Origin of the sequence: Microbacterium sp. WHRI 7836 (genome assembly GCF_040223885.2) — a bacterium.
GTDB classification, from domain to species: Bacteria; Actinomycetota; Actinomycetes; order Actinomycetales; family Microbacteriaceae; genus Microbacterium; species Microbacterium oxydans.
This window is the reverse complement of the sequence record NZ_CP168171.1, coordinates 2,683,731-2,701,381: the sequence shown is the minus strand read 5'-3', so window position 1 is coordinate 2,701,381 and position 17,651 is coordinate 2,683,731. Positions and strand designations below refer to the sequence as shown.

Genomic DNA, 17,651 nt, shown 5'->3' with positions numbered 1-17,651 from the left:
GGATGATTGTGACAGCCAATGGTGGTTTCGTCTACCTTTAAACGTCCTGGTGATCTACTCTGATGGCGAAGCCGGTCGGCCGATCGCTTCACCACGACGACGGGAGCGAGACGATGGCGGGAAACCTGAGCATCGAGCAACTGGATGCCGGCATCGCCGCCGGCGAGATCGACACGGTGATCGTGGCCTTCGCGGATGCGCAGGGGCGGCTGGTCGGCAAGCGGGTGTCCGCACGACTGTTCCAGGAGGACATCGTGCATCACGGTGCCGAGGCGTGCGACTACCTGCTGTCGGTCGATGTGGACATGAACACGGTCGACGGCTACGCGATGTCGGGGTGGGATCGCGGCTACGGCGACATGGTGCTGCGGCCCGACGTCGCGACGCTGCGCCGGATCCCCTGGCTGGCGGGGACGGCGCTGGTGATCGCGGACCTGGTGTGGGGAAACGGGGAGCCGGTGAGCCCGTCGCCGCGGGCGATCCTCGACCGTCAGCGCGATCGACTGGCCGAACGCGGCTGGACCGCGTTCTCGGGCACCGAGCTCGAGTTCATCGTCTTCGACAACACCTACCGCGACGCCTGGGCCCGCAAGTACGAGGGACTGACGCCGTCGACCGACTACAACGTCGACTACAACCTGCTCGCCTCCACCCGCCTCGAGCCGCTGCTGCGCGACATCCGCAACAGCATGGACGGCGCGGGCCTCTACTGCGAGGGCGTGAAGGGGGAGTGCAACCTGGGGCAGCAGGAGATCGCCTTCCGCTATGCCGAGGTGCGCGAGACCGCTGACCAGCATGCGCTCTACAAGAACGGCGCGAAGGAGATCGCGGAGCAGCACGGCCAGGCGCTCACCTTCATGGCGAAGTTCAATGAGCGCGAGGGCAACAGCTGCCATATCCACCTCTCGCTCCGCGCCGACGACGGCACTCCGGTCATGGCCGGAGACGGCGAGCACGGATTCAGTCCGATCATGGGGCACTGGATCGCCGGCATCCTCGCCACGCTCCGGGAGTTCACCCTGCTCTATGCGCCCAACATCAACTCGTACAAGCGGTTCGCGAAGGGCAGCTTCGCCCCGACCGGAGTGGCCTGGGGCATCGACAACCGCACCTGTGCGCTGCGCGTGATCGGGGCGGGGGCCGGGCTCAGGGTCGAGAACCGAGTGCCGGGCGGCGACGTGAACCCCTACCTCGGGATCTCGGCCATCATCGCCGGCGGTCTGTACGGCATCGAGAACGAACTGCCCCTGCCCGACCGCTTCACCGGCAACGCGTACGAGGCCGGCGTCGAACACCTTCCCACCACGCTGCGCGAAGCGGCACAGCTGTTCAGCGAGTCGGCCATCGCGCGCGAAGCGTTCGGCGACGACGTTGTGGAGCACTACCTGAACCAGGCGCGCATCGAGGTCGAGGCCTACGACGCCGCCGTCACCGACTGGGAGCGGATCCGTGGTTTCGAGCGGCTCTGACCCGGCACCGTTGATCGGGGTCACGACCTACCTCGAGCGGGCGCAGCAGGGGGTGTGGGATGTGCGGGCCGCGTTCCTGCCCGAGCAGTACCTGACCGGAGTGACGGCATCGGGCGGAATCGCACTGCTCCTGCCGCCACAGGACCCGGAGTCGGCGGATGCAGCCATCGCCGGGCTGGACGGACTGATCCTCTCCGGAGGGGCCGACGTCGCTCCCGAGCTCTACGGCGAGGAGCGGCATCCGCTCACGGATCCGGCCCGGGTCGACCGCGACGCGTGGGAGCTGGCGCTGTTCAGAGCGGCCGAGCGGCGCCGCATACCGGTGCTCGCGATCTGCCGCGGGCTGCAGCTCGTCAACGTGGCGCGCGGAGGCACTCTGCACCAGCACCTGCCCGAGTCGCTCGGCACCGAGCGCTACCGCCTGGGCGGAGGCGTGTTCGCCGAGAACGACATCGAGGTCTCGGGCGACACGGCGCTCGCCGGCGTCCTCGGTGCCGGCGACGTACGCGTTCACAGCTATCACCATCAGGGCATCGATCGGCTCGGGGAGGGGCTGGTCGCCGCTGCGCACTCCGCCGACGGACTCGTGCAGGCGTTCGTCGACACCGCAGATGGTCACGTCGTCGGCATTCAGTGGCATCCGGAGGAGAACGCCGAAGACCGACGTCTCTTCGAAGATCTCGTCTCGCAGGCTCGCGCGTTCGCCGCCGGGCGGAAGGAGGACGCCCGATGAGCGCGTTCACAGTCATCAACCCGTCCACCGGCGCCGCGATCCGCGAGGTCCCCAGAGCCGGCATCGGAGAGACGGATGCCGCGATCGCTCGTGCCGTCGCGGCGCAGCGTCGATGGGCGGCCCTGGCCCCGGTGGCACGTGCGGATGCCCTCCGGTCGTTCGCCCGCGCGGTGGACGGCGCCGTCGAAGAGCTGGCGCAGCTGGAGGTGCTCAACTCCGGGCATCCGATCGGCTCGGCCCGCTGGGAGGCCGGTCACGTCGCCCAGGTGCTCAACTACTACTCCGCCGACCCGGAGCGCCTGTCCGGGCGACAGATCCCGGTGGCCGGCGGGCTCGATGTCACGTTCCACGACCCCTACGGCGTGGTCGGCGTGATCGTTCCGTGGAACTTCCCGATGACGATCGCCTCGTGGGCGTTCGCACCGGCGCTCGCCGCGGGCAACGCCGTGGTGCTGAAGCCCGCCGAGCTGACACCTCTCACCGCCATCCGCCTCGGCGAGCTCGCGCGCGAAGCAGGACTACCGGAGGGGCTGTTCGAGGTCGTCACCGGGTCGGGCTCGGTCGTCGGGCAGCGTCTCGTGGAACACCCGGACGTGCGCAAGGTCGTCTTCACCGGCTCGACAGAGGTGGGCGTCGAAGTCGCGGCGGGCTGCGCGCGAGCCCTCAAGCCCGTCACGCTCGAACTCGGGGGCAAGAGCGCGAACATCGTCTTCGAGGACGCGGATCTCGAACGCGCGGCGGCCGGAGTTCCCGGATCCGTGTTCGACAACGCCGGCCAGGACTGCTGTGCGCGCAGCCGCCTGCTCGTGCAGCGCTCGGTCTACGACCGGTTCCTCGAACTGCTCGAACCGGCCGTCGCCGCCTGGCGTGTGGGCGACCCCGCCCGCGATGACACCGACATGGGGCCGCTCATCTCGGCGGGACACCGCGATACCGTGGCGTCGTTCCTCGACGGTGCAGACATCGCCTTCCGCGGCAGTGCCCCCGAGGGGGACGGGTTCTGGTTCGCGCCGACCGTGGTGCTCGCCGACCCCGCCGACCGCATCGCGCAGCAGGAGGTGTTCGGGCCCGTCGTCGCGGTGATGCCGTTCGAGGACGAGGCCGATGCCATCCGTCTGGCCAACGACACGGCGTACGGTCTCGCGGGCTCCGTCTGGACCGAGAGCCTGGGACGCGGTGTCCGCGTGGCCCGGGGTGTGCGCAGCGGCGTGCTGTCCGTGAACTCGCACTCCTCGGTGCGGTACTCCACGCCGTTCGGCGGCATGAAGGCGTCGGGCCTGGGGCGCGAACTCGGCCCCGACGCCGCCGAGCACTTCACCGAGACCAAGAACGTCTTCTTCGCGACCGATGAACACTGATCGCGTCGTCCTTTCACCCATCCGGAACGGAGAACCCACATGAGCATCGATCTGACCCAGCGTCTCAAGGACCGCGTCGCCATCATCACCGGCGGCGCGAGCGGCATCGGGTTCGCCACCGCCCAGCGCTTCGCAGCGGAGGGGGCCCTCGTCGTGATCGCCGACGTCGATCCGACGACAGGAGAGGCGGCGGCCGCCGAGGTGGGCGGCGTGTTCCGCCCGGTCGACGTCGCAGACGAGGCCAAGGTGAACGCGCTGTTCGACGGTGTCGCGGCGGAGTTCGGGCGGATCGACATCGCCTTCAACAACGCGGGCATCTCGCCGGCCGATGACGACTCCATCGAGACGACGGAGCTCCCGGCGTGGGATCGCGTGCAGGACGTGAATCTCAAGAGCGTGTACCTGTGCAGCCGTGCAGCCCTCCGTCACATGGTGCCCGCGGGGCGCGGATCGATCATCAACACCGCCTCCTTCGTCGCGCTCCTCGGATCCGCCACCTCGCAGATCAGTTACACCGCGTCGAAGGGGGGCGTGCTGGCGATGTCCCGCGAGCTCGGTGTGCAGTTCGCCCGTCAGGGAGTGCGGGTGAATGCGCTGTGCCCTGGACCCGTGAACACCCCGTTGCTGCAGGAGCTGTTCGCGAAGGATCCGGAGCGGGCGCAGCGGCGCCTGGTGCACGTGCCGATGGGACGCTTCGCGGAGCCCGCCGAGCTCGCAGCGGCCGTGGCGTTCCTCGCGTCCGACGACGCGTCGTTCATCACCGCGAGTGCCTTCGTCGTCGACGGCGGGATCACGAACGCCTACGTCACCCCGCTGTGAGCCACCCTCACCTCGCTGTGACAGGGTGAAGGCATGAGCGAGCACTCCCACGACGGCGACCTCGTCGAAGTGCGAAGGGCCGTCTACCGGCCACTGCGGCGCGGCAATGCGCTCGAGGACGCGGTGGCCCGACTCGTGCAGACGATCCGGCTCGGTGTGGTCGCTCCTGGCGAGTCCCTGCCTCCGGAGCGCGAGCTGGCGGCGTCGTTCGGGGTGAGTCGCGACACCGTGCGCGAGGCGATCCGCGAGCTGGCCGACACCGGCTACCTGCTGCCGCGGCGTGGTCGCTACGGAGGCACGTTCGTGGCCGACCCGCTGCCACACCCCAGCGTGCCGGGGGCGGTGACGCCGGACGAGATCGACGACGTGCTCGGGCTGCGCCGCGTGCTCGAGACCGGGGCCGTGCGCGCGGCCGCGAGCCGCTCCTTGGACGCCTCGACCCGTGCCGACCTGTGGGCGCGACACGAGGCGGCGGTGCCGGCGGGTCCTGAGGAGTATCGGCGCCTGGACACGCTGCTGCACCTGGCCATCGCCGAGGCCGCCGGAATCCCGTCGCTGGTCGCGCTCGTGGCCGAGAACAGGGCCGACGTCAATGCATGGCTCGATACGTTCCCGCTGATGCCGCGCAACATCCAGCACTCGGGGGAGCAGCACGAGAGCATCGTCTCCGCGATCCTCGCCGGACGTCCGGATGCTGCCGAGGCGGCGATGCGCGATCATCTCGCCGGGTCCGAAGCCCTGCTGCGTGGCTTCCTCCTCTGATCGGTGCCAATCGGTCGCCATTTCCTGAATCGGCAACGGATACCGTTGCGAAATCATCAAGAGGCTTCCGATTTCGCTATACCTGACGCCTTTCCTGTGACAGACTCGCGACAAGCGAATCTCAATGGGGAGGCTCCATGCCCGACAACACCCGAATGTCGACGGCGACACTCGATGCACCCACCGCCGCCGGCGCGGTCCACATCGACGGCGTCACCAAGCGTTATGGCACCGCCACCGCCGTCGACGACCTGACCCTCGACGTGCAACAGGGGGAGTTCCTCTCCCTACTCGGCCCGTCCGGCTGCGGGAAGACGACCACCCTGCGCATGATCGCGGGCTTCGAATACCCGGATGCCGGGGACATCCGCATCTCCGGCCGCAGCGTCTTGAACCTCCCCCCGTATCGGCGCGAGGTGAACACCGTCTTCCAGGCGTACGCCCTGTTCCCGCACCTCACGGTCGCCGAGAACGTGGCGTACGGGCTGCAGCAGCGGCGCGTGCCCAAGGCCGAGCAGCGGGAACGGGTGAGCGAAGCACTCGACATGGTGCAGCTGCGCGCCTTCGCCGACCGCAAGCCCACACAGCTCTCCGGTGGACAGCAGCAGCGCATCGCTCTGTCGCGTGCACTCATCAACCGGCCGAGCGTGCTCCTGCTCGACGAGCCGTTGGCGGCACTGGACCGCCAGCTGCGCGAGGAGATGCAGCTCGAGCTCAAGCTGCTGCAGGCGCGGCTGGGCACGACCTTCGTATTCGTCACCCACGATCAGGCCGAGGCGCTCTCGATGAGCGATCGGATCGCCGTGATGCGCGCGGGGCGGATCGAGCAGCTCGATGCGCCGGACGCCATCTACGCGGAGCCGGCCTCCGCCTACGTGGCGTCGTTCATCGGCCAGCAGAACTTCGTGCACGGCACGGTTCGGGCAGGTGGGGAGGCGGTCGACACGGCCATCGGCGTGATCGCGGGCCGCTGGGGTGGGGAGCATGTGGCGGCGGGGCAGCCGGCCGTCGCCGCCATCCGGCCGGAGTACGTCCGTCTGGAACAGGGCGAAGGCGGGGGCATCCCCGGGCGCGTGCTCGGTGTCTCGCACCTGGGTGAGACCCTCCAGGTCGCTGTCCGCGTCGGCGAGGACGCCACGTTCCTCTCGCGCATGCCGGCCCCGACCGCGCCGCGGGTGGGAGTCGATGACGCCGTCCGCTGTGTGTGGGATCCCGCGGATGCGCGGCTGTTCGCCGCCGAGGGCATCCCCACCACCGCGACGCACGTGATCACCCTGCCCAAGGACGGCGGGCTGTGACGGGCGCTCCTCCGGTGCGCGTGCTCGCACACCGGAGTGCCGCGCGGGTGATCCGCACCGAGCTGACCCGACGGGGCTTCCTCGCCACCGCGATCATGGCGGGCGGCGCCGTCGTGCTCAGCGCGTGCTCGCCGGGGCAGAACGCCGCGGCCGTGCATGCCGAGGGCGGCCCTCTCGAGGACAAGCTCTCCATCTACAGCTGGGGTGACTACGACGCCCCGGAGGTGCTCGAGCAGTTCACCGCCGAGAGCGGCCCGCGCATCGTGCTCGACGCCTTCAACTCCAACGAGGAGCTGATCGCCAAGCTGGTCGCCGCCCGCGGCACCTCCGGCTACGACATCGTGGTGCCGACCGGGGTGTTCGTCGGGCCCATGGCCGAGAACGGACTCCTGCAGAAGTTCAACCTCGACCTGCTGCCGAACATGAAGCACGTGGCCCCCGAGTTCCGTGGGCGCTCTTGGGATCCCGGCAACGAGTACTCGGTGTGCAAGGCGTGGGGGACCACGGGGTTCGTGTACGACAAGAGAGTGATCTCGCGCGAGCTCACGACCTGGAACGACTTCATCGATGCCGCGCAGAACGAGGCATCGGGCTCGACCTCGGTGCTCGACGACCCGGCACCGCTGCTGGGCATCTACTTCTGGGCGAACGGCATCGACTGGACGACCACCGATCCCGACCACCTCGACGCGGTCGAGAGGTTCCTGGTGAAGGATCTCGCTCCGCACGTCTCGGCGTTCGACTCGTACCCCGGTGGGTCGTCGATCCCGCAGGCGTCCCACGCGCTGCTGCAGTCGTACAACGGCGACGCGCGGCTCGGCATCTTCGAGTCGGACGACCCTGACCGCTGGCAGTGGGTGCTCGGGAGCCCGGCGACGGAGCTGTGGATGGACAACTGGGCGATCGCCGCGGGAGCTCCGCACCCCGAGGCCGCGCACGCGTTCATCGACTTCGTGCTGCAGCCCGACGTGCAGCTCGCACAGGTCGACTACATCGGCTACGACACCGGCATCTCCGGTATCCGCGAGGAAGCGGAGGCTGCGGGGCTGGAACGGCTCGACATGGTGTTCTTCGACGAGGAGCAGGTGGCCACGATGCACGAGGGCAAGCTGACCGATGCGCAGGACCGTGTCGTCTCGATCTGGAACTCGATGAAGGCGGCCGCCGGTGCCTAAGCTCAAGTTCGGTCTCGCGATCCCCGCGTGGGTCTGGCTGCTCGTCTTCTTCGTGGCCCCGATCTTCATGGTCGTGGTGTTCAGCTTCGGCTACAAGCCGAGCATCTTCGCCACGCATGCGCTCGACCACCTCTCGTTCGACCGCTACCTCGAAGCGCTCTCCCCGACGTTCTTCAGCACGTTCCTGAACACGCTGTGGATCGGCATCCTCGGCACGGCCCTGTGTCTGGTGATCGGCGGTCCGGTCGCATACTGGATCGCGGTGAAGGCCCCGCCCTCGAAGCGCGGACTCCTGCTCGCGCTCGTGATGGTGCCGTTCTGGACCAACTTCCTCGTGCGCACCATCGGCTGGCAGGTGATCCTCGCCCCCGAGGGCTGGCTCTCGCAGCTGCTGCAGGGCATCGGGGTCATCCCCGGTCCGCTCGATCTGCTCTACTCGCGCGGCGCGGTGCTCCTCGGCGTCGTCTACAACTACCTGCCGCTGATGATCCTGCCGCTGTTCGTGGCCTTCGATCGCGTGTCGGGGCCGCTGCGCGAGGCGAGCAAGGATCTCGGTGCGAACAGCGTCACGACCTTCCTGCGGGTGACCGTGCCCCTGGCCAGGCCCGGAATCATCGCGGGAGTGCTGCTGGTGTACATCCCGCTCATGGGCGACTACATCACGGCGACCGTGCTGGGCGGGGCGAAGGGCAACATGATCGGGCAGGTCGTGGCGAGTCAGTTCCAGACCGCGCAGAACTGGGCGCTCGGCTCGGCCATGGCGGTACTGCTGATCATCGTCATCATGCTCTCGATCGCCGTCGCGGCCGGACTCCTCTGGCTCGTGACCCTGCCGCTCCGGCAACGCAACCGCCTCGTCCTGGGGGAGGGATCATGACCGCCGTGACCGATGGACCGCAGAAGACCGCACCGCGCGTGCGCCGAGGGGCCGGTCGCTTCGTGCTGCCGATCTGGGCGGCGCTGGTGTTCCTGTTCCTGTTCCTGCCGATCCTCGTGATCATCGTCTACTCCTTCAATGTCGGCCGGCTGCTGGTGTCGTGGGACCATTTCGGCTTCGACTCGTTCCTCGCGATCGTGAACAAGCCGGCGATCCGCGACGCGGTGCTCGTCTCGGTGCGCACGGGCCTGCTGGCGGCGCTCCTTGCCACCGCGCTGGGAACCCTCGCCGGCATCGCGATGGCACGCAATCCCGGCAAGTGGGTGTGGTGGTTCCTCGGACTGCTGCTGCTCGTGTCGGTGACGCCGGAGATCGTGGATGCCGTCGCGCTCCTGCCGTGGTTGGTCTTCCTCGGGCAGGACGCCGGGATCGGCATCTTCAACGACGGCACCATGAGACTCGTGGTGGGACAGTCGCTGTTCTCTATCGCGATCGTGTCGTACATCGTGCGGGCGCGGCTCGTGGGGCTCGACGCCCGGCTCGAAGAGGCCTCGGCCGACCTCTATGCGCCCCCGGTGCGCACCTTCTTCAAGATCACGCTGCCTCTCGCGATGCCTGCGGTGCTCGCCGGGTTCCTGCTCTCGTTCACGCTGAGCCTCGACAACACCGTCGTCTCCGCCTTCGTGCAGGTCTCCGGCACGACGCCGTGGCCCGTCTACGTGCTCAGCGCCCTCCGCAGCGGGTTGCGGCCGGAGATCGCCGCGGTGTCCACGATCATGCTGGTGCTCACGCTGCTGGCACTCGCTCTGGTGGCGGTCGTCCTCAAGCGTGCGGGTGACTCGGCGACCGAGATCGCCCGCACGATGGCGGGAGGGTGAGCATGGTGTTCGCAGATCTGGTGTTCACCGCCGGCACACGGGGAGGACGGGTCTTCCTCGCGGACGCTGCGCGATCGACCGCGCATGCCGTCGCCGTCACGAACGGCCGCATCAGCGCAGTGGGACACGACGTCTCGGCGCTGGTCGGCCCGCACACCGAGGTCGTCGACCTCGACGGCGGGCTTCTGGTACCGGGGTTCCAAGACGCGCATGTGCACCCGGTGTGGGGTGGGTTGGACATGCTCCGCTGCGACCTCGCCGAGCTGTCGACGCGCGAGCAGTACCTCGACCGCATCGCCGCATATGCGCAGGAGCATCCCGATGACGAGTGGATCCTGGGCGGCGGATGGCAGATGTCGGCGTTCCCCGGCGGTGTACCGACCGCGGAAGACCTCGACTCCGTCGTGCCCGACCGCCCGGCATTCCTGCCCAACCGCGACGGCCACGGCGCCTGGGTCAACTCCCGAGCACTCGCGCTCGCCGGCATCACCCGCGCGACGGCCGATCCAGAGGACGGGCGGATCGAGCGCGACGCGACCGGCGCACCGAGCGGCACGCTGCACGAGGGCGCGATGGGCCTGGTCAACAGGCTGCTGCCGACGGAGGTGCCCGAGCGTCTGGTGGAGGCCCTCCTGCAGGGGCAGCGCCACCTGCACTCCTACGGCGTGACGGCGTGGCAGGACGCGATCGTCGGCACCGAGTACGGAGACGCGGGCGACCCGCTGCCCGCGTACCTGACCGCCGCCGCATCCGGTGCGCTCACCGGTCGCGTGGTGGGTTCGCTGTGGTGGGATCGGTCGCGCGGCCTGGAGCAGATCGACGACATCGTGCGCCGACGTGATGAGAGCACGGTCGGGCGATTCCGGGCACGCAGCGTGAAGATCATGCAGGACGGCGTGGCGGAGAACTTCACCGCCGCGATGCTCGAGCCCTACTGCGACGGCCACGGGCATCCGCGCGAGGACTCCGGGATCTCCTTCGTCGAGCCCGAGCTGCTCAAAGAAGCCGCGACCAGGCTCGATACCCTCGGATTCACGCTGCACTTCCACGCGATCGGCGACCGCGCGGTGCGGGAGTGCCTGGATGCGGTCGAGGCCGCGCTCGTGCGCAACGGACCTCGCGGGAACAGACACCACATCTCCCACATCCAGGTCGTGCACCCCGACGACATCCCGCGGTTCCGGGCGCTCGACGTCACCGCCAACATGCAGATGCTGTGGGCGACGCTGGAACCGCAGATGGTCGATCTCACCATCCCCTTCCTCGGGGAACAGCGGTCGGCGTGGCAGTACCCGTTCGGTGACCTCCTGCGTTCGGGGGCCGCGCTCGCCGCAGGAAGCGACTGGTCGGTGAGCACACCGAACCCGATGGCGGCGATCCACGTCGCGGTGAACCGTCGTTCCGCGCCGACCGAGTGGGAGGGCGATTACGAGCCGTTCCTCCCCGAGCAGGCGATCGACCTCGCCACGGCTCTCGTCGCGTACACGGCGGGCTCGGCGCGGGTGAACCACCTCGACGACACCGGCACGATCGCCGTGGGGATGCGGGCCGACCTCGCCCTGCTCGACCGTGACCCGTTCGAGCATCCGGCCGACGAGATCGGCCTGACCGAGGTGCGCGGCACCTGGGTCGAGGGGGAGCGGGTGTACGACTCCGCGGAGTGAGCCGCGGGACGACTCCGAACACACGAAACCCCGACGACATCGCGTCGCCGGGGTTTCGTGCCGGGTGCTCGTGTCGTCAGCCCGCGGCGACCTCGTCGGCGACTGCGAGAGCCTCGTCGAGCGCGGTGAGTCCGCGCACCAGATCCTCTTCGCTGATCACCAGCGGCGGAGCGACGTGCATGCGGTTGAAGTGCGTGAACGGCCAGACCCCGGCCTTCTTGGCAGCCGCGGCGAAGGCGCCCATCGGCGCGGCATCCGCTCCTGAGGCGTTGAACGGCACGAGGGGCTCGCGCGTCTCCTGGTCGCGCACGAGCTCGACGGCCCAGAACAGCCCGAGGCCGCGCACGTCGCCGACGCTCGGGTGCTTCTCGACCCAGCCGCGCAGCGTCGGCTCGACGATACGGGTGCCGAGGTCGCGCACGCGCTCCAGGATGCCGTCGCGACGGAACACCTCGAACGTGGCGACGCCGGCCGCGCAGGCGAGCGGATGGCCGGAGTAGGTCAGTCCGCCCGCGAACGGCATCGTGTCGAAGGCGCTCGCGATGCGGTCGGAGATCACCACGCCGCCCAGCGGAACGTAGCCGGAGTTCACGCCCTTCGCGAAGGTGATCAGGTCGGGGCTGGCGTCGAACGCGTCGATGCCGAACCACTCGCCCAGGCGGCCGAATCCGACCATGACCTCGTCGGCGATGTACACGATGCCGTATCGGTCGCACAGCTCGCGGACACCCTGCAGGTACCCGGGCGGCGGGACGAGCACGCCGTTGGTGCCCACGACCGTCTCGATGATGATCGCCGCGATGGTCTGCGGCCCCTCCAGCTGGATCGTCTGCTCGAGGTGTGCGAGCGCCCGCTCAGCCTCCTGCTCCGGAGTCTCGGAATGGAACGGAGAGCGATACAGGTACGGTCCGAAGAAGCGCACGGCACCGGAGTCGACCGTGTCGTTGGCCCAGCGCCGCGGATCGCCGGTGAGCGAGATCGCCGTCGAGGTGGAGCCGTGGTAGCTGCGGTACATCGACAGCACCTTGCGGCGTCCCGTGAACTGGCGGGCCATGCGCACCGCGTACTCGTTGGCCTCGGCGCCGCCGTTGGTGAAGAACACCTTCTCCAACCCCTCGGGCGCGACCTCCGCGATCAGACGTGCGAGCTCGCCGCGCACGTCGTTGGCGATGGAGGGCTGGATCGTCGCGAGGCGTCCGGCCTGCTGCTGGATCGCGGCGACCAGATCGGGATGCTGGTGCCCGAGGTTGAGGTTCACGAGCTGGCTCGAGAAGTCGAGGTAGGGGTTGCCCTGGTAATCCCAGAAGGTCGATCCCTCGCCCGCGGCGACGGGCAGCGGGTCGATCAGGCCCTGTGCGCTCCAGGAGTGGAACACGTGCCCGCGGTCGTCTGCACGCGCCTGCGCTTCGGCTTCGGGGGCGGGCAGCGGGTGCGCGACCCCGTGTCGGTCGGTGAAGTTCGTCATCGTCGTGTCCGCTCAGTCGTTGCTCGGGAAGTCAGTCGTTGCTCGGGAAGTCAGTGGTTGCTCGGGAAACCGAGGTCGATCTGGGAGGGGGTGTGGTCGGGCCAGCGGGTGGTGACGACCTTGGAGCGCGTGTAGAAGTGCACCGACTCGGGGCCGTAGATGTGCGAGTCGCCGAACAGCGAGTCCTTCCACCCGCCGAACGAGTAGGCGCCGATCGGCACGGGGATCGGAACGTTCACGCCGACCATGCCGACCTCGATGTCGAACTCGTACTGACGGGCCGTGCCGCCGTCGCGCGTGAAGATCGCGGTGCCGTTGCCGTAGGCGTTGGCGTTCACGAGGGCGACCGCGTCGGCGTATGTGTCGACGCGGACGACCGACAGCACCGGGCCGAAGATCTCGTCGTCGTAGACCTTCATGCCGGGGGCGACCTGATCGATCAGACTGACACCCAGGAAGAAGCCCTCCGAGTCGAACTCCTTCTGCGTGCCGTCGACGACGACCTTCGCGCCCTCGGCCTGAGCGCCCGTCACGTAGGAGGCGACCTTGTCCCGGTGCTCGCGGGTGATGAGCGGACCCATCTCGCTCGCGGTATCCGTGCCCGCGCCGATCGTGAGGCCGCCGATGCGGTCGGCGATCGCGGTGACGAGGTCGTCGGCGATGTCGCCCACCGCGACCAGCACGGAGACGGCCATGCAGCGCTCGCCGGCGGATCCGTAGGCGGCGGAGACCGCGGCGTCGGCTGCCGCGTCGATGTCGGCGTCGGGCATCACGACCATGTGGTTCTTCGCGCCACCGAGGGCCTGCACGCGCTTGCCGGCAGCCGAGGCACGCTGGTAGATCGAGCGGGCGATCGGAGTGGAGCCGACGAAGCTCACCGCGTTGACGCGCGGGGAGTCCAGGATCGCGTCCACGGCCTCCTTGTCGCCGTTGACGACGTTGAGCACTCCGTCGGGCAGGCCCGCCTCGCTGAAGAGCTTCGCGAGCCAGACGGAGGCGGACGGGTCCTTCTCGCTGGGCTTGAGGACGACCGTGTTGCCGCAGGCGATGGCCGAGGCCACCATCCACAGCGGCACCATGACCGGGAAGTTGAACGGGGTGATCGCCGCGACGACGCCGACCGGCTGCTTGACCGAGTGCACGTCGACGCCGCGGGCCACCTGCTCGCTGCGCTCGCCCTTGAGCAGGTGCACGAGGCCGGCGGCGAACTCGACGTTCTCGATGCCGCGCGACACCTCGCCCGCTGCATCCGAGAGCACCTTTCCGTGCTCGCTCGTCACGATCGCGGCGAGCTCCGGCGTGCGCTCCTTGAGCAGCTGGCGCAGGCGGAAGAACACATCGGCGCGCTTGATCAGGCTCGTCTCGCGCCAGGCGGGGAGGGCAGCGGCTGCGGCGGCGATCGCGGAGTCCACCTCGACGGTGGACGCGAAGGCCACCTGCTTCGACACCTGGCCGGTGGCGGGGTCGAAGACCTGGCCGGTGCGGGCCGCTTCGGCGGTCTCCGCTCCGTTGATGACGTGACGGACGATGTCCACGATGTTCCTCCGAGGGCTGAAGAATGCGCCGTTCGAACACTCTGACCGGTGTCCGATAGGCTTGTGCTCCTCAATGATCACAGAGCCGAGGAGCTGGTCGTGATGTCAGAACGTCAGGACTTCCGCTCCATCCGGACAGATCGTCCGGTTCGTGGCGACGCCCTCCTCACGGTCGCCGACGTCCTCGCGGAGACCGTGCTGCAGGCGGGCGCTCCGGAGGTGATCGTCGGCGGTGGGGCGCTCGATGCCGCCGTGCGCTGGGTGCACGTGTCCGACAGTGCCGGTGTCGCCCGTCTGCTCGACGGCGGCGAGCTCCTGCTCAGCACCGGGGCCGGCTGGCCGACCGCTCCGGCGGAACTGCGTGCTTTCGCCGTCGGACTTCACCAGGCCGGGGTCGCGGGTATCGTGGTCGAGCTCGGCTCTGGCCAGGCGCGCATCCCGGAGGCCGTCGTCGAGGTGTGCACGGAGCGCGGGCTCGCACTGATCGCACTCACCAGCGAGATCAAGTTCGTCACGGTCACGGAGACCGTGCACCGCGCGCTGATCGCGGCGCAGACCATGGCCCTGCGCGAACGCCAGCACCTGCACGAGCTCTTCACGGCGCTCAGCTTGCGCGGAGCTCCGGCCGACGTCGTCGTCGCGGAGACGGCGAGAGCGCTCGGCGCACCCGTCGTACTGGAGAACCTGGCGCGTGAAGTGATCGCGCACGAGACCCTGCGGATGCCGGTCGCGGAGGCGCTGGGGAAGCTGCGCTCGGCCGACCGTGTGCCCGTACAGGCGCGCGGCGTGCGGTGGGGGACCCTCCTCGCACTCCCCGGACCTGCGCATCCTGCCGGCCGGCTCACCGTGCTCGAACAGGGGGCCACGGCCCTCGCATTCGGATGCCTTGCGGACGGCGGTGACTCCGAATGGTCGCTGCTCGCGCAGCGCGGCCTCATCGACGATCTGCTCGGCGCCCGCTTCGCGAGTCCGGATGACGTCCAGGCCCGTCTCGCGACCAGCGGCTTCATGCTCGCGGGGCGGCACTGCCACGGCATCGTGGCACGCGGCACGGAATCTGCGGTGCACCTCGCGCACCGCGCGGCCAGGGCCGGGGTCGCGGTGGTCGCCGCGCGGGTGGGTGACGACGATGTCGCACTGCTGTCGCTGCCGGCATCCGCTCCGCTGACGGATGCGATCGTCACGAGCCTCGTCGGCCCCGACCGCACGGTCTTCGTGGGGCCCCCTGCGGATGACGTGCTGGGGCTGCTCGCCTCGCTTCGGGCCGCGCGCGATCTGGCGGCGAGCGACCGTTCGGACAGCGGTCCCCGCGTGCGGCGCGTCGACGACCGTCCGCTGGAGCGGTTCGTCGCCTCGCTGCGCGACGACCATCGCCTTCTCGCGCACAGCGAGCGGATGCTGGCGCCGGTCGTGTCGTACGACCGGGAGCGCCGAGGAGACCTGATCGACGTGCTGTCGGCGCTCGTCGCACACCCCGGGAATCGATCAGCGGCGGCGAACGCCAGTCACCTCTCGCGGTCGGTCTTCTATCAGCGCCTCACGTTGATCGGCGATCTGCTCGACGCGGACCTCGACGACGGGGAGACGCTCGCCGCGCTCCACCTCGCACTGCTGGCGAGGCGGAGCGCGACGCCCGTGGCCTGACCCTGCGTCCTCGCCGTCGTGGCGCCGTCGTGGCCGGGACGGTCAGAGTACGGACTGCGCGCGCGTCAGCACATCCCGCAGGATCTGCTCGATCTCCCGGAACTCGGACGGTCCGACCGTGAGCGGCGGCGCGAGCTGGATCACGGGGTCGCCGCGGTCGTCGGCGCGACAGTACAGCCCGGCCTCGAACAGGGCGGGGGACAGGAAGCCGCGCAGCAGCCGCTCGGACTCGGCATCGTCGAAGGTCTCCTTCGTGCCCTTGTCCTTCACGAGCTCGATGCCGAAGAAGTAGCCGTCGCCGCGCACGTCGCCGACCAGCGGCAGGTCGAGCAGCTTCTCGAGCTCTGCACGGAACAGCGGGGAGTTCTCCCGCACGTGCGCGTTCAGTCCCTCCTCGTCGAAGATCGCGAGGTTCTCCAGTGCGACCGCGGCTGACACCGGGTGCCCGCCGAACGTGTAGCCGTGCGGGAAGGACAGGTCGCCCTTCGAGAAGGGCTCGTAGATGCGGTCGCTGACGATCGTCGCGCCGATCGGGGAGTATCCGCTGGTCATGCCCTTGGCACAGGTGATCATGTCGGGCACGTAGCCGAGACCGGTGCAGGCGAAGGTGTGACCGAGACGCCCGAAGGCGCAGATGACCTCGTCCGAGACGAGCAGCACGTCGTGGCGGTCGCAGATCTCGCGCACCCTGGCGAAGTAGCCGGGAGGGGGCGGGAAGCAGCCGCCGGAGTTCTGCACCGGCTCCAGGAAGACCGCGGCGACCGTGTCGGCGCCTTCGAAGAGGATCATCTCCTCGATGCGGTCGGCCGCCCAGCGTCCGAACGCTTCGAGGTCGTCGGCGGGTCCGCCCATCTCGGCCGCGCGGTAGAAGTTGGTGTTCGGCACGCGGAAGCCACCGGGGGTGATCGGCTCGAACATCGACTTCATCGCGGGGATGCCGGTGATCGCCAGGGCTCCCTGCGGCGTGCCGTGATAGGCCACCGACCGCGAGATGACCTTGTGCTTGGCGGGCTTGCCCTGCAGCTTCCAGTAGTGCTTGGCGAGCTTGAACGCGGTCTCGACCGCCTCGCCGCCGCCGGTGGAGAAGAAGACCTTGTTGAGGTCGCCCGGCGCCTCGTCGGCGAGACGATCGGCCAACTCGATCGCGGCCGGGTGCGCGTACGACCACAGGGGGAAGAACGCCAGCTCGGAAGCCTGCGCCGCGGCAGCCTCGGCCAGTCGACGTCGACCGTGCCCTGCGTTCACGACGAAGAGGCCGGCGAGCCCGTCGAAGTACTCCTTGCCCTTGGCATCCCAGATGCGGTGCCCCTCGCCCTTGACGATGATGGGCACGCCAGACTCGGCCATCGTGGACTGCCGGGTGAAGTGCATCCAGAGATGGTCCTTCGCCATCGTCTGCAGCGCGGACTCGGAAGGTATGGTGCGTGCGGTGCTCATCTGGTCCCCCAGTTGTAGAGCTGCTTCTGCAGCTTGGCATAGATGAAGGTTTCGGTGGAGAGGACGCCGTCGATCGGGCGGATGACGTCGTTGATCAGCGCGAGCAGGTCGTCGTCGTCCTCGCAGACCACCTCGGCGAGGACATCGAAGGATCCGACCGTGATGACCACATAGTCGACGGCGTCGATGGCGGCGATGGCCTCGGCGACGCGGCGGGCGTCGCCGGACACGCGCACGCCGATCATGGCCTGGCGGTGGAAGCCCAGCTGCATCGGGTCGGTGACGGCGACGATCTGCATCACGCCGGACTCGGTGAGCCGCTGCACGCGCTGGCGCACGGCGGCTTCGCTCATCCCGACGGTGCGGCCGATCTCGGAGTACGAACGTCGTCCGTCCTCCTGGAGCAGCTCGACGATCGTCTTCGAGACCGCATCGAGGGAAGGGTGCTTCTTCGCCGGACTCATGGTGCGATCCTCGCACTCCACGATGCGCTGAGCAACCGATTTCGTGGAATCTGGCTATTCGTCCAGCGGAATC

15 protein-coding genes are annotated in these 17,651 nt (G+C 69.1%); 11 read left to right on the top strand and 4 right to left on the bottom strand.

Annotated features, from left to right (window positions below; translation table 11 throughout):
• Positions 1 to 62: 62 nt before the first annotated feature.
• The 10 genes from ABRP18_RS12875 to ABRP18_RS12830 all read left to right on the top strand — a co-directional run bounded on the left by ABRP18_RS12875 (position 63) and on the right by ABRP18_RS12830 (position 11,033).
• Entirely contained in the window at positions 63 to 1,469 is a 1,407-nt protein-coding gene (locus ABRP18_RS12875; RefSeq protein ID WP_046749788.1) for a glutamine synthetase family protein, read from the top strand.
• Positions 1,450 to 2,202 (top strand): gamma-glutamyl-gamma-aminobutyrate hydrolase family protein, encoded by a 753-nt coding sequence (locus ABRP18_RS12870; protein WP_058631249.1) that lies wholly within the window; start codon positions 1,450 to 1,452, stop codon positions 2,200 to 2,202. The genes ABRP18_RS12875 and ABRP18_RS12870 overlap by 20 nt, the downstream gene beginning before the upstream one ends.
• Positions 2,199 to 3,560 carry an aldehyde dehydrogenase family protein gene (locus ABRP18_RS12865; protein ID WP_349884788.1) on the top strand — a complete coding sequence of 454 codons (1,362 nt, stop codon included), beginning with the start codon at positions 2,199 to 2,201 and terminating at the stop codon, positions 3,558 to 3,560. The genes ABRP18_RS12870 and ABRP18_RS12865 overlap by 4 nt, the downstream gene beginning before the upstream one ends.
• A 39-nt stretch (positions 3,561 to 3,599) precedes the next feature.
• Positions 3,600 to 4,379, top strand: coding sequence for a 3-oxoacyl-ACP reductase (locus ABRP18_RS12860; protein WP_349884787.1), 780 nt, complete (start codon positions 3,600 to 3,602; stop codon positions 4,377 to 4,379).
• Between the two features lie 33 nt (positions 4,380 to 4,412).
• Positions 4,413 to 5,141 carry a FadR/GntR family transcriptional regulator gene (locus tag ABRP18_RS12855; RefSeq protein WP_046749784.1) on the top strand — a complete coding sequence of 243 codons (729 nt, stop codon included), beginning with the start codon at positions 4,413 to 4,415 and terminating at the stop codon, positions 5,139 to 5,141.
• A 137-nt stretch (positions 5,142 to 5,278) separates the two neighbouring features.
• Positions 5,279 to 6,439 (top strand): ABC transporter ATP-binding protein, encoded by a 1,161-nt coding sequence (locus ABRP18_RS12850; protein ID WP_349884786.1) that lies wholly within the window; start codon positions 5,279 to 5,281, stop codon positions 6,437 to 6,439.
• Complete coding sequence (locus ABRP18_RS12845) at positions 6,436 to 7,614, top strand: spermidine/putrescine ABC transporter substrate-binding protein (protein ID WP_046749782.1); 1,179 nt, start codon at positions 6,436 to 6,438, stop codon at positions 7,612 to 7,614. The genes ABRP18_RS12850 and ABRP18_RS12845 overlap by 4 nt, the downstream gene beginning before the upstream one ends.
• Positions 7,607 to 8,491, top strand: coding sequence for an ABC transporter permease (locus tag ABRP18_RS12840; protein WP_058631244.1), 885 nt, complete (start codon positions 7,607 to 7,609; stop codon positions 8,489 to 8,491). The genes ABRP18_RS12845 and ABRP18_RS12840 overlap by 8 nt, the downstream gene beginning before the upstream one ends.
• Complete coding sequence (locus tag ABRP18_RS12835; RefSeq protein WP_218867307.1) at positions 8,488 to 9,369, top strand: ABC transporter permease; 882 nt, start codon at positions 8,488 to 8,490, stop codon at positions 9,367 to 9,369. The genes ABRP18_RS12840 and ABRP18_RS12835 overlap by 4 nt, the downstream gene beginning before the upstream one ends.
• A 2-nt stretch (positions 9,370 to 9,371) precedes the next feature.
• Positions 9,372 to 11,033 (top strand): amidohydrolase, encoded by a 1,662-nt coding sequence (locus ABRP18_RS12830; RefSeq protein ID WP_349884785.1) that lies wholly within the window; start codon positions 9,372 to 9,374, stop codon positions 11,031 to 11,033.
• Positions 11,034 to 11,109: 76 nt separating this feature from the next.
• Here ABRP18_RS12830 and ABRP18_RS12825 read toward each other — a convergent pair whose 3' ends face one another.
• Both ABRP18_RS12825 and ABRP18_RS12820 read right to left on the bottom strand, forming a co-directional pair.
• The gene (locus ABRP18_RS12825) at positions 11,110 to 12,498 is read right to left on the bottom strand and encodes an aspartate aminotransferase family protein (RefSeq protein ID WP_349884784.1); all 1,389 of its coding nucleotides are present in this window, start codon (positions 12,496 to 12,498) and stop codon (positions 11,110 to 11,112) included.
• Between the two features lie 50 nt (positions 12,499 to 12,548).
• Positions 12,549 to 14,033, bottom strand: a complete 1,485-nt coding sequence (locus ABRP18_RS12820) for a CoA-acylating methylmalonate-semialdehyde dehydrogenase (RefSeq protein WP_179515865.1) — start codon at positions 14,031 to 14,033, stop codon at positions 12,549 to 12,551.
• 102 nt (positions 14,034 to 14,135) lie between these two features.
• On the opposite strand from ABRP18_RS12820, the gene ABRP18_RS12815 reads away from it, so the two are divergent.
• Positions 14,136 to 15,677: a PucR family transcriptional regulator ligand-binding domain-containing protein gene (locus ABRP18_RS12815; protein WP_349885359.1), complete on the top strand. Its 1,542-nt coding sequence runs from the start codon at positions 14,136 to 14,138 to the stop codon at positions 15,675 to 15,677.
• A 42-nt stretch (positions 15,678 to 15,719) separates the two neighbouring features.
• Here ABRP18_RS12815 and ABRP18_RS12810 read toward each other — a convergent pair whose 3' ends face one another.
• Together ABRP18_RS12810 and ABRP18_RS12805 are read right to left on the bottom strand one after the other, a co-directional pair.
• A complete protein-coding gene (locus ABRP18_RS12810) occupies positions 15,720 to 17,114 on the bottom strand; it encodes an aspartate aminotransferase family protein (protein ID WP_046749776.1) in 1,395 nt (464 codons plus the stop codon).
• The gene (locus ABRP18_RS12805; protein ID WP_045263434.1) at positions 17,111 to 17,578 is read right to left on the bottom strand and encodes an Lrp/AsnC family transcriptional regulator; all 468 of its coding nucleotides are present in this window, start codon (positions 17,576 to 17,578) and stop codon (positions 17,111 to 17,113) included. The genes ABRP18_RS12810 and ABRP18_RS12805 overlap by 4 nt, the downstream gene beginning before the upstream one ends.
• Between the last annotated feature and the right edge of the window lie 73 nt (positions 17,579 to 17,651).